Annotated in this window: 12 protein-coding genes; 7 read left to right on the top strand and 5 right to left on the bottom strand. The window is 65.1% G+C overall.

Features of this window, described 5'->3' with window-relative positions; translation table 11 throughout:
• Positions 1-58: 58 nt before the first annotated feature.
• The gene (locus AC3WLX_RS26655) at positions 59-874 is read left to right on the top strand and encodes an acyl-CoA thioesterase (protein WP_492338184.1); all 816 of its coding nucleotides are present in this window, start codon (positions 59-61) and stop codon (positions 872-874) included.
• An 84-nt stretch (positions 875-958) separates the two neighbouring features.
• Here the strand turns inward: AC3WLX_RS26655 and AC3WLX_RS26650 are convergent, their stop codons facing one another.
• From AC3WLX_RS26650 to AC3WLX_RS26640, 3 genes are all read right to left on the bottom strand, one after another.
• Entirely contained in the window at positions 959-2,575 is a 1,617-nt protein-coding gene (locus AC3WLX_RS26650) for a phosphoenolpyruvate carboxykinase (protein WP_492338183.1), read from the bottom strand.
• Positions 2,576-2,850: 275 nt separating this feature from the next.
• Positions 2,851-5,445, bottom strand: coding sequence for a CHAT domain-containing tetratricopeptide repeat protein (locus AC3WLX_RS26645; RefSeq protein WP_492338182.1), 2,595 nt, complete (start codon positions 5,443-5,445; stop codon positions 2,851-2,853).
• Between the two features lie 63 nt (positions 5,446-5,508).
• Positions 5,509-6,258, bottom strand: coding sequence for a HugZ family pyridoxamine 5'-phosphate oxidase (locus AC3WLX_RS26640; RefSeq protein WP_492338181.1), 750 nt, complete (start codon positions 6,256-6,258; stop codon positions 5,509-5,511).
• A 240-nt stretch (positions 6,259-6,498) separates the two neighbouring features.
• Here AC3WLX_RS26640 and AC3WLX_RS26635 point away from each other — a divergent pair, with 240 nt between their 5' ends.
• The 5 genes from AC3WLX_RS26635 to AC3WLX_RS26615 all read left to right on the top strand — a co-directional run bounded on the left by AC3WLX_RS26635 (position 6,499) and on the right by AC3WLX_RS26615 (position 10,530).
• Positions 6,499-7,200, top strand: a complete 702-nt coding sequence (locus AC3WLX_RS26635) for a response regulator transcription factor (RefSeq protein ID WP_008542552.1) — start codon at positions 6,499-6,501, stop codon at positions 7,198-7,200.
• A 118-nt stretch (positions 7,201-7,318) separates the two neighbouring features.
• Complete coding sequence (locus AC3WLX_RS26630; protein WP_291625166.1) at positions 7,319-9,115, top strand: sensor histidine kinase; 1,797 nt, start codon at positions 7,319-7,321, stop codon at positions 9,113-9,115.
• A 41-nt stretch (positions 9,116-9,156) separates the two neighbouring features.
• Positions 9,157-9,624: an HPr kinase/phosphorylase gene (locus tag AC3WLX_RS26625; protein WP_492338413.1), complete on the top strand. Its 468-nt coding sequence runs from the start codon at positions 9,157-9,159 to the stop codon at positions 9,622-9,624.
• A 190-nt stretch (positions 9,625-9,814) separates the two neighbouring features.
• On the top strand, positions 9,815-10,216 hold the full coding sequence (locus AC3WLX_RS26620; protein ID WP_007597752.1) for a PTS sugar transporter subunit IIA: 402 nt from the start codon (positions 9,815-9,817) through the stop codon (positions 10,214-10,216).
• On the top strand, positions 10,213-10,530 hold the full coding sequence (locus tag AC3WLX_RS26615; protein WP_291625122.1) for an HPr family phosphocarrier protein: 318 nt from the start codon (positions 10,213-10,215) through the stop codon (positions 10,528-10,530). Before AC3WLX_RS26620 ends, AC3WLX_RS26615 begins: the two co-directional genes overlap by 4 nt.
• A 69-nt stretch (positions 10,531-10,599) precedes the next feature.
• Here AC3WLX_RS26615 and AC3WLX_RS26610 read toward each other — a convergent pair whose 3' ends face one another.
• On the bottom strand, positions 10,600-12,225 hold the full coding sequence (locus AC3WLX_RS26610) for a glycosyltransferase family 39 protein (protein WP_492338180.1): 1,626 nt from the start codon (positions 12,223-12,225) through the stop codon (positions 10,600-10,602).
• A 114-nt stretch (positions 12,226-12,339) separates the two neighbouring features.
• On the opposite strand from AC3WLX_RS26610, the gene lepA reads away from it, so the two are divergent.
• Positions 12,340-14,151, top strand: a complete 1,812-nt coding sequence (gene lepA / locus AC3WLX_RS26605; protein ID WP_492338179.1) for a translation elongation factor 4 — start codon at positions 12,340-12,342, stop codon at positions 14,149-14,151.
• A gap of 196 nt (positions 14,152-14,347) precedes the next feature.
• Here the strand turns inward: lepA and AC3WLX_RS26600 are convergent, their stop codons facing one another.
• The gene (locus AC3WLX_RS26600) at positions 14,348-14,758 is read right to left on the bottom strand and encodes an SRPBCC family protein (RefSeq protein WP_492338178.1); all 411 of its coding nucleotides are present in this window, start codon (positions 14,756-14,758) and stop codon (positions 14,348-14,350) included.
• Positions 14,759-14,815 lie beyond the last annotated feature (57 nt).

The raw sequence follows: 14,815 nt of genomic DNA, 5'->3' as shown, positions 1-14,815 counted from the left end.
TCTCGAGATTCCGGGTTCGATGCTGCGCATCGCCCCGGAATGACAGACGGGAACACAAATGCACGCCAAGCTCCTGCACCCCTTCGACGAGGCCACGCGCATCACTGCGGGTGACAGCAGCTGGCAGGGGCACACCAGCGACGATTACTGGGCCTTTGTCGGCCCGTTCGGCGGCGCCACCGCCGCGACCATTCTGCGCGCGCTGATCGAGCATCCGCAAGCCGTCGGCGATCCGCTCGCCCTCACCGTCAATTACTGCGCGCCGATCGCCAAGGGGCCGTTCGATCTCGACGTTCGCCTCGTCAAGGCCAACCGCTCGAGCCAGCACTGGAGCGTCGAGCTCAGCCAGGGCGGCGGCGAAGTCGCAACCCTCGCCACCGCGGTGTTCGCCGAGCGGCGCCCGTCCTGGGAGCACCGGGTGGCCCGATATCCCGATGCGAAACCGTTCGAGGCAACGCTGCCGTTTCCGAAGATCAAGGCTTCCTGGGCCAACCAGTATGAATTCCGCTTCGTCGAGGGCGAGATGCGGATCGGCCCGCCGCAAGCCGCACTCGACAGCACATACTCAAAGCTCTGGATCAGCGATCGCGAGCCGCGCAAGCTCGACATGCTGTCGCTGATGTCGATGTCGGATGCCTTCTTCGGCCGCATCTTCCACGCGCGGCGCGAGCTGGTGCCGTTCGGCACGGTGTCGCTGACGACCTATTTCCACACCGACGCCGAGGAGCTCGCGGCGGAAGACATCACGCGGGTGCTCGCGACGGCCGATTCGAAGATCATGCACAAGAGCTACGCCGATCAGAACGCCGAGTTGTGGTCGCCGAACGGCCGGCTGCTCGCGACCACGACGCAGATCGCGTATTTCAAGGCGTAGGCGCTCTTCCCTCTCCCACTAGTGGAGAAGGAAAGAAAAAGGCGGCCTCGCGGCCGCCCTTTTACATTTCAAAGCGGCTCTGAATCACTCCGCCGCGAGCTTCACGTCCGGCGCGGCGGCGCGCACTTCGGCGTCGACCTGGGCCTCGAACTTGGCGAAGTTCTTCTGGAACATGCCGACCAGCGCGCGGGCGGTCTTGTCGAACTCGTCCTTGTCCTTCCAGGTGTTGACCGGGTTGAGGATCTCGTGGGGCACGCCCGGCAGCGCAGTCGGGACCGCGAAGCCGAAATATTTATCGGTGCGGAATTCGACGTTGCGGAGCGAACCGTCGAGCGCGGCGGTGAGCAGGGCGCGCGTCACCTTGATCGGCATGCGCGAGCCGACGCCATACTTGCCGCCGGTCCAGCCGGTGTTGACCAGCCAGCAATCGACGTTGTGCTGAGCGATGAGGTCGCGCAGCATGTTGCCGTAAACGGAGGGGTCGAGCGGCAGGAAGGGCGAGCCGAAGCAGGTCGAGAATTCCGGCTGCGGCTCGTTGCCGAGGCCGCGCTCGGTTCCGGCGACCTTGGCGGTGTAGCCGGACAGGAAGTGATACATCGCCTGCGCTGGCGAGAGCTTTGCGATCGGCGGCAGCACGCCGAAGGCGTCGGCGGCGAGCATCACCACGTTCTTGGGCTGCGGCGCGCGGCCGGTGCGCGAGGCGTTCGGGATGAAGTCGAGCGGATAGGCCGAGCGCGTGTTCTCGGTCTTGGAGCCGTCGTCGAAGTCGACGACCCGCGTGTCCTCGTCGAGCACGCAGTTCTCGAGCACCGCGCCGAAGCGGGTCGATGCCGCGAAGATCTCGGGCTCCGCCTCCTTCGACAGCTTGATGCACTTGGCATAGCAGCCGCCCTCGAAATTGAAGACGCCGTTCGGGCCCCAGCCGTGCTCGTCGTCGCCGATCAGCGTGCGGTTGGGATCGGCCGACAACGTGGTCTTGCCGGTGCCCGACAGGCCGAAGAAGATCGCGGTGTCGCCCTTGGCGCCGACATTGGCCGAGCAGTGCATCGGCATCACGCCGCGTTCCGGCAGGTAGTAGTTCAGCGTCGTGAAGACCGACTTCTTCATCTCGCCGGCATAATAAGACCCGCCGATCAGGACGATCTTGCGGGCGAAATCGATCGCGACGACGTTCTCCGAGCGCACGCCGTGGCGTTTGGGATCGGCGCGGAAGCTCGGCATGTCGATGATGGTGAGCTCCGGCACGAAGGTCGACAGCTCGATCGCCTCGGGGCGGATCAGCAGCGTGCGGATGAACAGCGAGTGCCAGGCGAGCTCGGTGAAGACGCGCGTCTTGATCCGGTAGGCCGGGTCGGCGCCGCCGTAGAGGTCCTGCGCGAACAGCTTCTTGCCTTCGGCGTGCTTGAGGAAGTCCTGGTAGAGCGTCTCGAACTGCTCTGCGGTGATCGACTGGTTGCCGGCCCACCACATCTTCTTGTCGGTGGTGGCATCGCGCACCGTGAACTTGTCCTTCGGGCTGCGCCCGGTGAACTCGCCGGTGTCGGCGCACAGCGCACCATCGGCGGACAGCACCGCCTCGCCGGCTGCGAGCGAGTATTGATAGAGTTGCGGCGCACCGAGGTTCCAATGAACCTGCTTGAGATTCTTTAAGCCGAATTTGTCGGCGCCGAAGGCACCGTTGCGCACGCCCGTCTCTTGCACGAAAAAATCCTCCTAGAACCCGCGACACCAAGCGCGGCCAAGTTTGGCGCCATCGCGGTCACCGTGATAATTGGGCCATTCGGCCTCGGCTGAATGACCTAATACTGGTGAACGCTGGCGTTGCCAAGCTGATCCCGCAGGATTTGGTTTATTCAAGGACCGCGCCAAAGGTCGCGCATGTCAGCTCTGAGCGGGCGCATCGAAAAAGTGCGAATGATCGCGCAACCAACAGCACCTTCGTGCGTTACATCTAGTTGTTGCAGCGCACAATCCGCCTATCTTACCTCACCCTCGCCGATCAGGGCGAACGGCCCCCACATTGCAGGATAGGCGTTGCGCGACGACGAGGCGTCGTCGAGATAGGTTAACATCGCGCGCCGCAAGGCTTCGGCTCGGCCCAGCTTTGGTTCGTTCTTGAGCAGCTCGAACGTCGACGTGGTCAACCGGGTGGCGGCTTCCGAATCCACGGCCCAATGCGACACCAGGAGCGCACGGGCGCCTGCATAGAAGAACGAGCGCGCCAATCCCGACAGGGCCTCGGCGCCAGGCTTGTCACCCGCGATCGTATTGCAGGCGGACAGCACCACCCAATCGGCGTTGAGCTTGAGCTGGGCCACTTCGCTCGCGGTCAGAAGACCGTCGTCGAGCTCCGACGGCCGATCCGGAATGGAGAGCGCGAGCGAGGGCTCGCCCAATCCCTTGACATCGCCGGCCACGAGGCCGTGGGTGGCAAAGTAGATGATGCCGTATTGAGCAAGCGCTGCACGCTTCAACGTCGTCTCGCTGGCATCACGGCCGAGATGAATATCGGCCGCAGCGGCGCCGACGTCCCTGGCCACCGCGGTCAGCTCGTCCGCGGTGTCGGGCAGTTGCGGCAGCGCCTGCGCAAGGCGCGCCCGATCCACGCCGGCGCCGCGCCAGAAATCTGCATAGGCGATCGTCGCAATGCTGCGCGCGGCGACCTTGCCGCTCGCGGCACGCCGATCGGCAGGTCCTTCGGCCGCAGGGTTGAACACGGGATCGCCGAAACCGGTCATCGGCTTGACGGTTTGATCCCTGCGGGCAAAGGCGCGCAGCGATTTCAGGCTGATCACCGACGGCAGCACCGAAACGGCCTGACGTTTCAACAGCCAGGCCGCCTCGCGATAGCCCTCGAGCCGGTCCGGGATCGCCGCCTGCGGCTTCTCCGTGACCAGCAGATGGAACGGCAATGCGGTCAGCGCCGCCGACGGCACGACCAGCAGATTGTGCTTGTCCCTGGTCAGAGCCTCGACCGGGCCGAGCAGCGCGACATAGAGCTCGTTGGCGAGCCCGAGGTCGAACAATCCCGCCTTGCCGGAGGCATCGTGCGCCTTGCCGACATCGAGCCCCCTGCGGAATGCAGCCACCTTCTGCGCCAGCGCATCCGCGCCGAAGGGGATCTCTCTCCAATCGACGCCCTCGCGCGTGATCGCAACGACATAACTCCGCTTGTCGACGACGGAATAGATCACCATCGCCTCGTCGGCCGACAGCAGCGGCTGGATGTCCTTCACTGTCAGCGGCAGCGGGTTGGAGAGCGAGGCGTAATCGGGAAATTCGATGGCAAGCGTCTTCTGCAGCCCCGTGCGCTCGTTCGCGACAGCTGCGATCCGCGCGCGGTTGCGCTGCTCGCCCGCAGCGTCGCGCTGCGCCGAGGGCTTCGACACCGCGGAAACGATCGCCTTGTCGAGCGCTTCGGCCTCGGCCGCGAGATCCTGGTCGCGGCGCACCAGCTCGGCGAGCCGATCGCTGCCGGCGGCAAGCCGCACCGCGAGCTTGTTGACGGCAGAAGCCGCGGAAGATTGCGTGCCGCGCTGGATCGCACCGAGCGCGTCATCGAGCGCCTTCTCGCCCGCGAGCAGGGATTGCTGGCGTGCCGCGAACAGGATCGGCAGCACAACGCGCAGCTGCGCACGATTGGCCGCAAGCGTCTTCTGCGCGAGCGGCAAGGCGTCCGCCGTTCGCCCCGTTGCCTGCAGGAAATCGGCAAGATTGCTCGTCGAGGTCGCGACATCGGGGTGATCAAGCCCGAACGCACGCTCGCGGATCGACAGTGCGCGGCGGTAAAGCGGCTCGGCCTCGGCGTGACGCTGCTGGTGCTGATAGAGCCCGGCGAGATTGTTGAGCGAGCGCGCCACGTCGGGATGATCGGGTCCCAGCACCTTCTCGCGGATCGCGAGTGAGCGCTTGATCGGGGCTTCGGCTTCGGCATCGCGGTTGAGGTCGCGGTCGACCTGGCCGATGTTGTTCAGCACGGTGGCAACCGCGGGATGCTCGGGCCCGGCGGCCTTCTGGTAGATCGACAGCGCCCGCCGGAACAGCGGTTCGGCCTCGGCGTGACGCTGCTGCTTCACGTAGTAGGTGGCGAGATTGTTGAGGGACTGGCCGACGTCGGGATGCTCGCGCGATAGCGCCTGTTCGCGAACGGCCAGCGCGCGTTTGAACAGTGGCTCGGCCTCGGTGAAGCGGCTCTGCCGTTGATAGAGCGCGGCGAGATTATTCAGGAGCGGCGCGATCTCGACGCTGCCCTGGCCGGTGCCCTTCTCCATCAGCGCGATGGCGCGCGTGTAGAGTGGCTCGGCTTGATCATCGCGTCCTTGGTCGGCGTTGATCTGCGCGAGATTGTTGAGTGCGGCGGCGAGGTCGCGGCTGTTGCTGGTCTTCTCGAGCGAGGCCACCATGGCCTGCGCCAGCGGCAGCGCCTCCGAATATTTGCCGGCTGTCCGAAGCGCATTGATGCGCGCGCTCTGCGCCGACAGATCGCTCTTCTGGGCAAGCCCTGGCGCGGCAAACGACGCAGTGATCACGAGCACCAGACCCGCAGCCAATGCCAAACGATGACGCGTCATGAACCCTCTCGCTGCGAGCCTCAAAACCTTGTCGTCTTGGGTCGCAACGATGGGGCGCGGCGTTCAAGGCGTTGCGCTCTCGTCCACCTTGCTGCGTGCTTCGCCAGCAAGGCGCACCAGCATCTTGCGCAGCGATGTGCCGTCGGTCACCCGCTCCGGGAAGTCCAGCCGCAGCGCGGCCTGGCCGTCCTGCATGTCGAGGCCCTCAGGGTCACAGCCGGTGCAGCGCCAGTCGCCCGCGGCGGCGCCGAGCAGCTTCGTTGCATAGAGATTCAGCGCGTCACGATGGTCCGCGTTCATGTGCTCGACGGCGCTCGCCTCCGCCGCCAGCAGGTCTTCGGCGCCAGTGAGGTCCGTCAGGAATTGCTCTGGCTTGAGGTCGACGATTCGGCCAAAGCCGGCGACCAGATGGGTTCCCGTCGGCCGGATTCGGAAAAAGGAGAAATCCTTAAAGGAAACAAACCCTTCTGCAGAGGGATGCGCATTCAGATAGCGTCGCTTGAGCAGGTCCTTTTCAGCCTCGGCCTGTTCCGCCCGGCCGGACAGCATGATCCGCGCCCCTTCGAGCGGATCGCCCACCGCCCGCTCGTCCAGCATCAGCGAGACCCGGCTATCGGCAAGGATGTTCCTGGTATGTACGGCAAGGCCAGAGATCAGCAGGATAGGCGCGCCGTCGGGGTGGCTGGCCAGATTGACCAGGGAACAGTAGGGGTCGCCGCTGCCGGCCATGAGCGTTGCCAGCGCCCCCTGCCGGGACCGTCTCAACAGCGATCTGGCGAGCTTTGCGGGATCGAAATCGGGAGTCGGCTGCATCGGCTTTCTCGGGTCAGGTGGTTGCATGGAGGGCCTTTTTTCGGGTAAACGGGGGCCCGGTTATGGGTCGAGATGCGGCGAATCTGCCGTGTTTCGTGGAACTTGGTCACACTTCAGCCCAGCTTGCATTGCTCGGTGACAAGGTTCGAACGCCAATTCGGCACCCATGTATGCGGCGCATCACTGGATTGCTCGCCGTTTCAAGCCACGACCCAAACGGAAAGCAGAAAGCAGAGGCTCATGCCCACAATCGCTTTGGTCGACGACGACCGCAACATTCTCACATCCGTCTCGATCGCCCTGGAAGCCGAAGGCTACCGCATCATGACCTACACCGACGGCGCCTCCGCGCTTGACGGTTTCCGCACCACCCAGCCAGATCTTGCCATCCTCGACATCAAGATGCCGCGCATGGACGGCATGGAGACGCTGCGCCGCCTCAGGCAGAAATCCGACCTGCCGGTGATCTTCCTGACCTCCAAGGACGAAGAGATCGACGAATTGTTCGGCCTCAAGATGGGCGCTGACGATTTCATCCGCAAACCGTTCTCGCAGCGACTTCTGGTCGAGCGCGTCAAGGCGGTGCTGCGCCGCTCGGCGCCGAAGGACCCGACCGTCGCGCCGAAGGAGAACGATGCCAAGGCGCTCGACCGCGGCCTTCTGCGCATGGATCCGGAACGGCATACCTGCACCTGGAAGAACGAGCCGGTGACGCTGACCGTCACCGAATTCCTGATCCTGCAGGCGCTCGCGACCCGGCCCGGCGTGGTGAAGAGCCGCAACGCGCTGATGGACGCCGCCTATGACGACCAGGTCTATGTCGACGACCGCACCATCGACAGCCACATCAAGCGGCTGCGCAAGAAGTTCAAGGTGGTCGACAACGAGTTCGAGATGATCGAGACGCTCTACGGCGTCGGCTACCGTTTCAAGGAAGCCTGAGGCGGCTGGCGCCGTCGCGAGCGACTGAGAGCATCCCCGGTTCTGATTCCATCGCGGCCGGGATGATTCTAGGATGCGGGGACCTTTTGAACGAGCCGTCCTAACGCGGGCGTAAGCATTGCTTGACCGAACGCAGCCTGATCCGAACCAGAGCGCCGGGGATTTCCCATCCGACGGCGTTCAGGAGCATTTTGCCGAAGCCAAGCCGTCAGGCTTCCGGCCGCTGAACTGGCTGAAGCGCGCCGGGCAGTTCTTCTTCGCGCTGTCCTTCTCCAGCCTGACCCGGCGCATCGTCTCTCTGAACCTTGCCGGCCTCGTCGCGCTGGTGGCGAGCATCCTGTACCTGTCGCAATTCCGCGCCGGCCTGATCGACGCGCGGGCGCAGAGCCTCTTGGTGCAGGCCGAGATCATCGCCGGCGCGATCGCGGCCTCTGCGACGGTGCAGACCAACGCCATCACCATCGACCCCGACCGGCTGCTCGACCTCAAACCGGGCGAGACCTATGGCGGCCCCGACGAATATTCGCCGCTGGACTTTCCGATCAATCCGGAACGCGTCGCCCCGGTGCTGCGCACGCTGATCTCGCCAACCAAGACGCGCGCCCGCATCTACGATCCGAATGGCAGCCTGCTGCTCGACAGCCGCAACCTCGAAAACGTGCTGCGCTTCGACCTGCCGCCGCCGGCCGACAAGCCCGGCATCATCGAGCGGGGCAAAGTCGCGGTGCGCACCTGGCTGAACCGCGGCGACCTGCCGCTCTATCGCGAACTCGGCCCGGAGAACGGCAACGGCTATGCGGAGGTGAGCAATGCGCTTCAGGGGCAGAAGCGCTCGATGGTACGGGTCAATGCGCGGGGCGAGGTGATCGTGTCGGTCGCGGTCCCCGTGCTGCGCTCGCGAGCCATCCACGGCGCCTTGATGCTCTCGACGCAGGGCGACGACATCGACCAGATGGTCACGGCCGAGCGCCTCGCCATCCTGAAGGTCGGCGGCGTCGCCGCCGCCGTGATGATCATGCTGTCGCTCCTGCTTGCGAGCACGATCGCAGGTCCCGTGCGCCGGCTCGCCGACAGCGCCGAGCGCGTCCGCCGCCGCATCAAGGCCCGCATCGAGATCCCCGATTTCACCCGCCGGCGCGACGAGATCGGCCACCTCTCCGGCGCGCTGCGCGACATGACCAGCGCGCTTTACAGCCGCATCGAGGCGATCGAGATGTTCGCCGCCGACGTCGCCCATGAATTGAAGAACCCGCTGACCTCGCTGCGCTCGGCGGTCGAGACGCTGCCGCTGGCCCGCAACGAGACCAGCCGCGCGCGCCTGCTCGAGGTGATCGAGCACGACGTCAAGCGGCTCGACCGGCTGATCTCCGACATCTCCGACGCCAGCCGGCTCGATGCCGAGTTGCAGCGCCAGGACGCGATCCCGGTCGATCTGCGCCGCCTGCTGACGACGCTGACGTCGGCCGCCAACGAGACCAAGCTCGGCCACGACGTCGCGGTCGAGACACGCTTCGAGGGCCGCGGCCCGACCGACGCCTTCGCCGTCAGCGGCCACGATTCGCGGCTCGGGCAGGTCGTCTCCAACCTGCTCTCCAACGCGCAGTCCTTCTCCGAGCGCGGCAGCAAGGTGCGACTCACTTGCCGCCGCGTGCGCGGCGAGATCGAGATCGTGGTCGACGACGACGGCCCCGGCATCCGCGACGACGCGCTGGAGCGCATCTTCGAGCGCTTCTACACCGACCGTCCGCATCAGGGTTTTGGCCAGAACTCCGGCCTCGGCCTGTCGATCTCCAAGCAGATCGTCGACGCCCATGGCGGACGAATCTGGGCGGAGAACCGTCCGGGGCCGCCGGATGAAGAGGGCGTCCCGACCGTCTCGGGCGCGCGCTTCGTGGTGAGGCTGCCGGCGCTATGAGCCAGGGCGGTTTGAACGAAGGCGGTTCGAACGAAGGAAGCTTGAAGGAAGGCGGCCCCAGCGTTCACGCTTCCGCCGTCCAGGTCGGGGCCCGTGCCGTGCTGATCCGCGGTCCCTCCGGCTCCGGCAAGTCGCGCCTTGCCTTTGATTTGATCATGGCGGGACGCGCGGGCGTCGTGGAAAGCGCGGTCCTGGTCGGGGATGACCGTGTCCATCTGGCGACACTCGGCCATGAAATTGAGGTCCGGCCCGCGCCGCGCCTGGTCGGCCTGATCGAGATCCGGGGCCTCGGAATCCGCAACTGCGACTTCGTGGAGCATGCGACCGTCGGTCTCGTGGTCGATCTGGACGCCAACGACGCGGAACGCCTGCCGCCGGCCGAAGCCCTGAAAACCAGCATTTTAGGTGTCGAGATACCGAGAATCCCTGTCGCCCGCGACTATTCGCCCCTCCCGCTGGTTGTCGCGGCCTTGACCACTACCAAGAGTTCATCTTCGGTTAACCCTTGAGGCGATTGTTTGAAGGGAAATGGTAACCATATGAACCCCACTATCGCCAGCGAATAGACCGGCGCAGCTCCCCTTATCCATCCGTCTAGATTCAGGGAGATGCGCAACATCCCCTCTTGCGCGGGGGCTCTGGATGGTCAAAGTGGCGCGTTCGTGCGGTGCACCAAAAGCGCCCGCGAGGAGTTTTCCGATGATTGGTCTAGTACTTGTGACCCACGGGCGCCTTGCCGACGAATTCAAGGCAGCGCTTGAGCATGTCATGGGTCCACAAAAGCAAATCGAAGCGATCACGATCGGCGCCGAAGATGATTCCGATCTCTGCCGAAGCGACATCATCGAGGCGGTGAACCGCGTCGATTCCGGGGACGGCGTTGCGATCCTCACCGACATGTTCGGCGGCACGCCGTCGAACCTCGCGATATCCTGCATGAGCCGGCCCAAGGTCGAAGTGCTCGCGGGCATCAACCTGCCCATGCTTGTGAAGCTCGCCAAGGTGCGCGAGGAGCGGCCGCTGCCCGACGCCATCGCGATGGCCCAGGAAGCCGGCCGCAAATACGTCACCATCGCCAGCCGCGTTCTCGCCGGCAAATGAGCGAGGAGGCGCCACAAGCCGGGACCGGCGTGCCCGACGGCGCGATCTCCAGGGATCTCCTGATCATCAACAAGCGCGGCCTGCACGCCCGCGCCTCCGCAAAATTCGTCCAGGCCGTCGAGCGCTTCGATGCGCAGGTGTGGGTGACGCGCGGCGGCGAGACCGTCGGCGGCACCTCGATCATGGGCCTGATGATGCTGGCGGCCGGACCCGGGACGACGATCACGGTGGCGGCGGCCGGTGCCGAAGCGGAAGCCGCGCTCGCGGCGATCACGGAACTCGTGGAGAGCAAGTTCAACGAGGAAGGGGTTTAGGCCCATCGTCATTCCAGGGCGATGCGCAGCATAGTTCGCGCTACGCGCGCCCCGGAACGACAATAACCCTCACTTCGCCGGCGGCGAGATGTAGACGTTCCAGCTCATCGTGGGACCGGCCTTGCCGTTGGTGAAGCGGCGCGTGCTCAGCACCATGCGCTCGGCATTGGGCGCGACTTCCGATACCCATTTCTCGAACTTTGGCAGCCGCTCATCGGTCGGATCGAACACGCCGATGAAGCCGTACCTCCTGGCGTCCTCGAGCGAGGTCAGACCGGAATCCCAGGCCTCGAGCGGCAGCAATGCGGACGGGTGGTCCGGGCTGTAGAACACCATCGGCTGGATCGACTCCATGGTGCCGGCAACCACCGCCCACCGCGAGGCAAAGCGCATGTGCCAATCCTGGGTCAGTTTGCGCGCCAGCTCCGAGCGCGCGCCATAGGTCGCGGTGTTTCCGGCATTGGCCGCCATCTCGCGCGCGGCGATCCAGGGCGAGGCGGCGAGCGTCGCCGCGCTGAGCAACAGCCAGATCGCGGCGATGTTGAACAGCACCGCCGCCTGCACGCGCAGCGCCGGGATCGCGACCAGCGCGAGCGGGACCAGAAAGAACAGCGAGATGCCCCAATCGGTCTTCATGTAGATGCTGAACACCAACGCGCCGAGCGGCGGGCCGACCGCGACGATGACCTGGATGATCCAGACGTTCAGCGCCTGCGAGAGATTGACGCCGGCATTGCCGCCGCGCGCCCAGGCACGCGTGACGATGCGCGTGGGCGCGCGCAGCAGCAGCTTGCCCCAAGGCGGCACCAGCGCCATCGCGAGCGCCGCGAGCGCCACAGGCAAGGCGAGCAGCCCGAGATTATGCAGCACATAGCCGGCGACGAGTTGATGCACCTGGGCGCTGTCGGCGAGGCTGTAGGTATCGCCGGCATAGGTCAACGGCACGAAATGCGCGTCCGCCAGCCAGACGATGTGCGGGATCATCGCGAGCCCCATCGTCACGATCGCCAGCCACGGCGCCGGCGATGCAAGGAACCGCAACCGCTCGGGGTGGAGCAGCGCGGCTAGGCCGATGGCGCCGATCATGGTCAGCACCCAGTATTTGGTCATCAGCGCCAGGGCGCCGGCAAGCCCGAGCAGGATGCCGGACCGCCAGCTCCGCTTCTCGAACGCGTGGAGATAAGCGAGCACCAGCAGCGGCAGCGTGACGAGCTGGAGCAGGTCCGGGTTGTACTTGAAGCCCTTGAAATTGAAGATCGGGTAGAGCGCGATCATCACCACGACCAGGAACGCGCGCCGCGCATCCACCACGCGCAAGGCGATCAGCCAGCAGATCACCATGCCGACGCCGACGGTCGTCATCGCCAGCGCATAGGTCGCCCAATCCGCCGCCGGGAACGCGCTGAACCAGAGGCCGGCCACCCAGCCCGACAGCGGCGGGTGCTTGCCGTAGCCCCAGAGGAATTTCTGGCCCCAGCCCCACGCTTCTGCGACGTCCATGTGAACGTCCTGCGCCGCCTTGAGATTGATCAGGATGAAGGTCCAGAGCACCGCATGCAGGATCGCAAACTGGATCACCAGCCACAGCCGCGCCTCGGGACGGACCGCGCAGGCCACCAGAAAGGCCCGGACGCGGTCAAAGCTCAGGCGGGTCTTCGTGCGCGCTTTGGTGGTGGGGATCGAGGTGGTCGACATGGGCGCTTGCCTAGCGCGTTTTCGCCGCTCGTGGAATCAGCTTGGCGTGAAGAAAGGCCCTGAAAATACAGCAATATGGTTGCCGCACGGGGATGTGAGTGGTATCCCGCGCCCATGACGACCGTCCCCATTTCCAACATCCGCAATTTCTCCATCGTCGCCCATATCGACCATGGCAAATCGACGCTGGCCGACCGCCTGATCCAGATGACCGGCGGCCTCTCCGACCGCGAGATGGCGGGCAAGGAGCAGGTGCTCGATTCCATGGACATCGAGCGCGAGCGCGGCATCACCATCAAGGCGCAGACGGTACGGCTGTCGTACCGCGCCAAGGACGGCAAGGACTACATCTTCAACCTGATGGACACGCCCGGCCATGTCGACTTCGCCTACGAAGTCTCGCGGTCGCTGGCGGCCTGCGAAGGTTCCCTGCTCGTGGTCGACGCCAGCCAGGGCGTCGAGGCGCAGACGCTCGCCAACGTCTATCAGGCGCTCGACAACAATCACGAGATCGTCCCGGTCCTGAACAAGGTCGACCTGCCCGCGGCCGAGCCGGAGAAGGTCAAGCAGCAGATCGAGGACGTCATCGGCATCGACGCTTCGGACGCGGTGATGATCTCGGCCAAGACCGGCCTCGGCGTTCCCGACGTGCTGGAAGCCATCGTCACCCGCCTGCCGCCGCCGAAGGGCGATCGCGACGCGACGCTGAAGGCGCTCTTGGTCGACAGCTGGTACGACGTCTATCTCGGTGTCGTAGTGCTGGTGCGCATCGTCGACGGCACGATGAAGAAGGGCCAGCGCGTGCGCATGATGGGCACAGGCGCCGCCTACGACGTCGAGCGCGTCGGCTTCTTCACGCCGAAGATGCAGCAGGTCGAGGAGCTCGGTCCCGGCGAGATCGGCTTCATCACCGCCGCGATCAAGGAGGTCGCCGACACCCGCGTCGGCGACACCATCACCGACGACAGGAAGCCGGTCGCCGAGATGCTGCCCGGCTTCAAGCCGGCGATCCCGGTGGTGTTCTGCGGCCTGTTCCCGGTCGATGCCGACGACTTCGAGACGCTGCGCGCGGCGATGGGCAAGCTGCGGCTGAACGATGCCAGCTTCTCGTTCGAGATGGAGACCTCGGCCGCGCTCGGCTTCGGCTTCCGCTGCGGCTTCCTCGGACTTCTGCACCTCGAGATCATCCAGGAGCGGCTGTCGCGCGAATTCGACCTCAACCTGATCGCGACCGCGCCGAGCGTCATCTACAAGATGAAGCTCACCGACGGCAGCGAGCTCGAGATCCACAATCCCGTCGACATGCCCGACGTGGTGAAGATCGCCGAGATCCAGGAGCCCTGGATCGAGGCCACCATCCTGACGCCCGACGAATATCTCGGCAGCGTGCTGAAGCTGTGCCAGGACCGCCGTGGCGCGCAGAAGGAGCTGACCTATGTCGGCGCCCGCGCGATGGTGAAATACGATCTACCGCTCAACGAAGTCGTGTTCGATTTCTACGACCGGCTCAAGTCGGTCTCCAAGGGCTACGCCTCGTTCGACTATCATCTGACCGACTACAAGCCGGCCGATCTCGTCAAGATGCAGATCCTAGTCAACAACGAGCCGGTCGACGCGCTCTCGATGCTGGTCCACCGCACCCGCGCCGAGGGTCGCGGCCGCGCGATGGTCGAGAAGATGAAGGAGCTGATCCCGCCGCACATGTTCCAGATCCCGATCCAGGCGGCGATCGGCGGCAAGGTGATCGCCCGCGAGACGGTGCGCGCGCTGCGCAAGGACGTCACCGCAAAATGCTACGGCGGCGACATCACGCGCAAACGAAAACTTCTGGAGAAGCAGAAGGAAGGCAAGAAGAAGATGCGGCAGTTCGGCAAGGTCGACATCCCGCAGGAAGCCTTCATCGCCGCGCTGAAGGTGGACAGCTGAGGCGGGCTGGGGACCGGCCGGCCCGGCTGCCGAGGCCGGCAAATCAAAAGCGCGAAAACAACCCCATGCACAGTAGCCGCCCCGTTGGCGGCACTGCGCTTTTCCGCTTTTGCGAAATCGAGTTGCTGTGTCGGGCAAAACAGGGGTATGTGGCATCATCGCAGGGTGTGACGGGTGTCCGTCGGCACCCGATCGATCACACCTTCTTCGCTTCGACGTATCGCGCAAAGTTGTCGAGGATCGCCTGCCAGCCGGCTTGCTGCTGTTCGACCGAGTGCGTCGTTTCGGCGTCGAAGACGACACGGACGACAACGCCCTTCGCGCCCGGCACGAACTCGACCTCGGCCTTCCGGTCGCCGAACGCATATTCGATCCGCTTGTGCTCGATGATCCCCGTGTAGGTGCCGGCGAAGTCGAAGCCCATGCTGCCGTCCTTGGCTTCCATCCGCGACGAGAATGCGCCGCCTTCGCGCAGGTCGACGGTCGCCCTGGTCGTATGCCAGTCGTCGGACGCCGCATTCCACTTCACGATGTCGGCAGGCGTCGTATAGGCCTGCCAGACCCGATCGATCGGGGCAGCTACGCTGGTTTCGACTGATATCCTCATGGGCATGCTCCAGTTCAATTCTTGCAGTCGGGATGCGGCATCACGTCCCTGTGTGCC

It is taken from the genome of Bradyrhizobium sp. FW305-F6 (assembly GCF_058782905.1).
Note: the sequence above shows the minus strand (reverse complement) of the source record. Positions and strands in the feature narration are given on the sequence as shown.

Excerpts from the sequence above, each read along its gene's own strand:
- AC3WLX_RS26615 (WP_291625122.1), top strand. The coding sequence starts at position 10,213 with ATGAGCGAGGAGGCGCCACAAGCCGGGACCGGCGTGCCCGACGGCGCG.
- AC3WLX_RS26620 (WP_007597752.1), top strand. The coding sequence starts at position 9,815 with ATGATTGGTCTAGTACTTGTGACCCACGGGCGCCTTGCCGACGAATTC.
- AC3WLX_RS26635 (WP_008542552.1), top strand. The coding sequence starts at position 6,499 with ATGCCCACAATCGCTTTGGTCGACGACGACCGCAACATTCTCACATCC.
- AC3WLX_RS26645 (WP_492338182.1), bottom strand. The coding sequence starts at position 5,445 with ATGACGCGTCATCGTTTGGCATTGGCTGCGGGTCTGGTGCTCGTGATC.
- AC3WLX_RS26655 (WP_492338184.1), top strand. The coding sequence starts at position 59 with ATGCACGCCAAGCTCCTGCACCCCTTCGACGAGGCCACGCGCATCACT.
- AC3WLX_RS26610 (WP_492338180.1), bottom strand. The coding sequence starts at position 12,225 with ATGTCGACCACCTCGATCCCCACCACCAAAGCGCGCACGAAGACCCGC.
- AC3WLX_RS26640 (WP_492338181.1), bottom strand. The coding sequence starts at position 6,258 with ATGCAGCCGACTCCCGATTTCGATCCCGCAAAGCTCGCCAGATCGCTG.
- AC3WLX_RS26600 (WP_492338178.1), bottom strand. The coding sequence starts at position 14,758 with ATGAGGATATCAGTCGAAACCAGCGTAGCTGCCCCGATCGATCGGGTC.
- lepA (WP_492338179.1), top strand. The coding sequence starts at position 12,340 with ATGACGACCGTCCCCATTTCCAACATCCGCAATTTCTCCATCGTCGCC.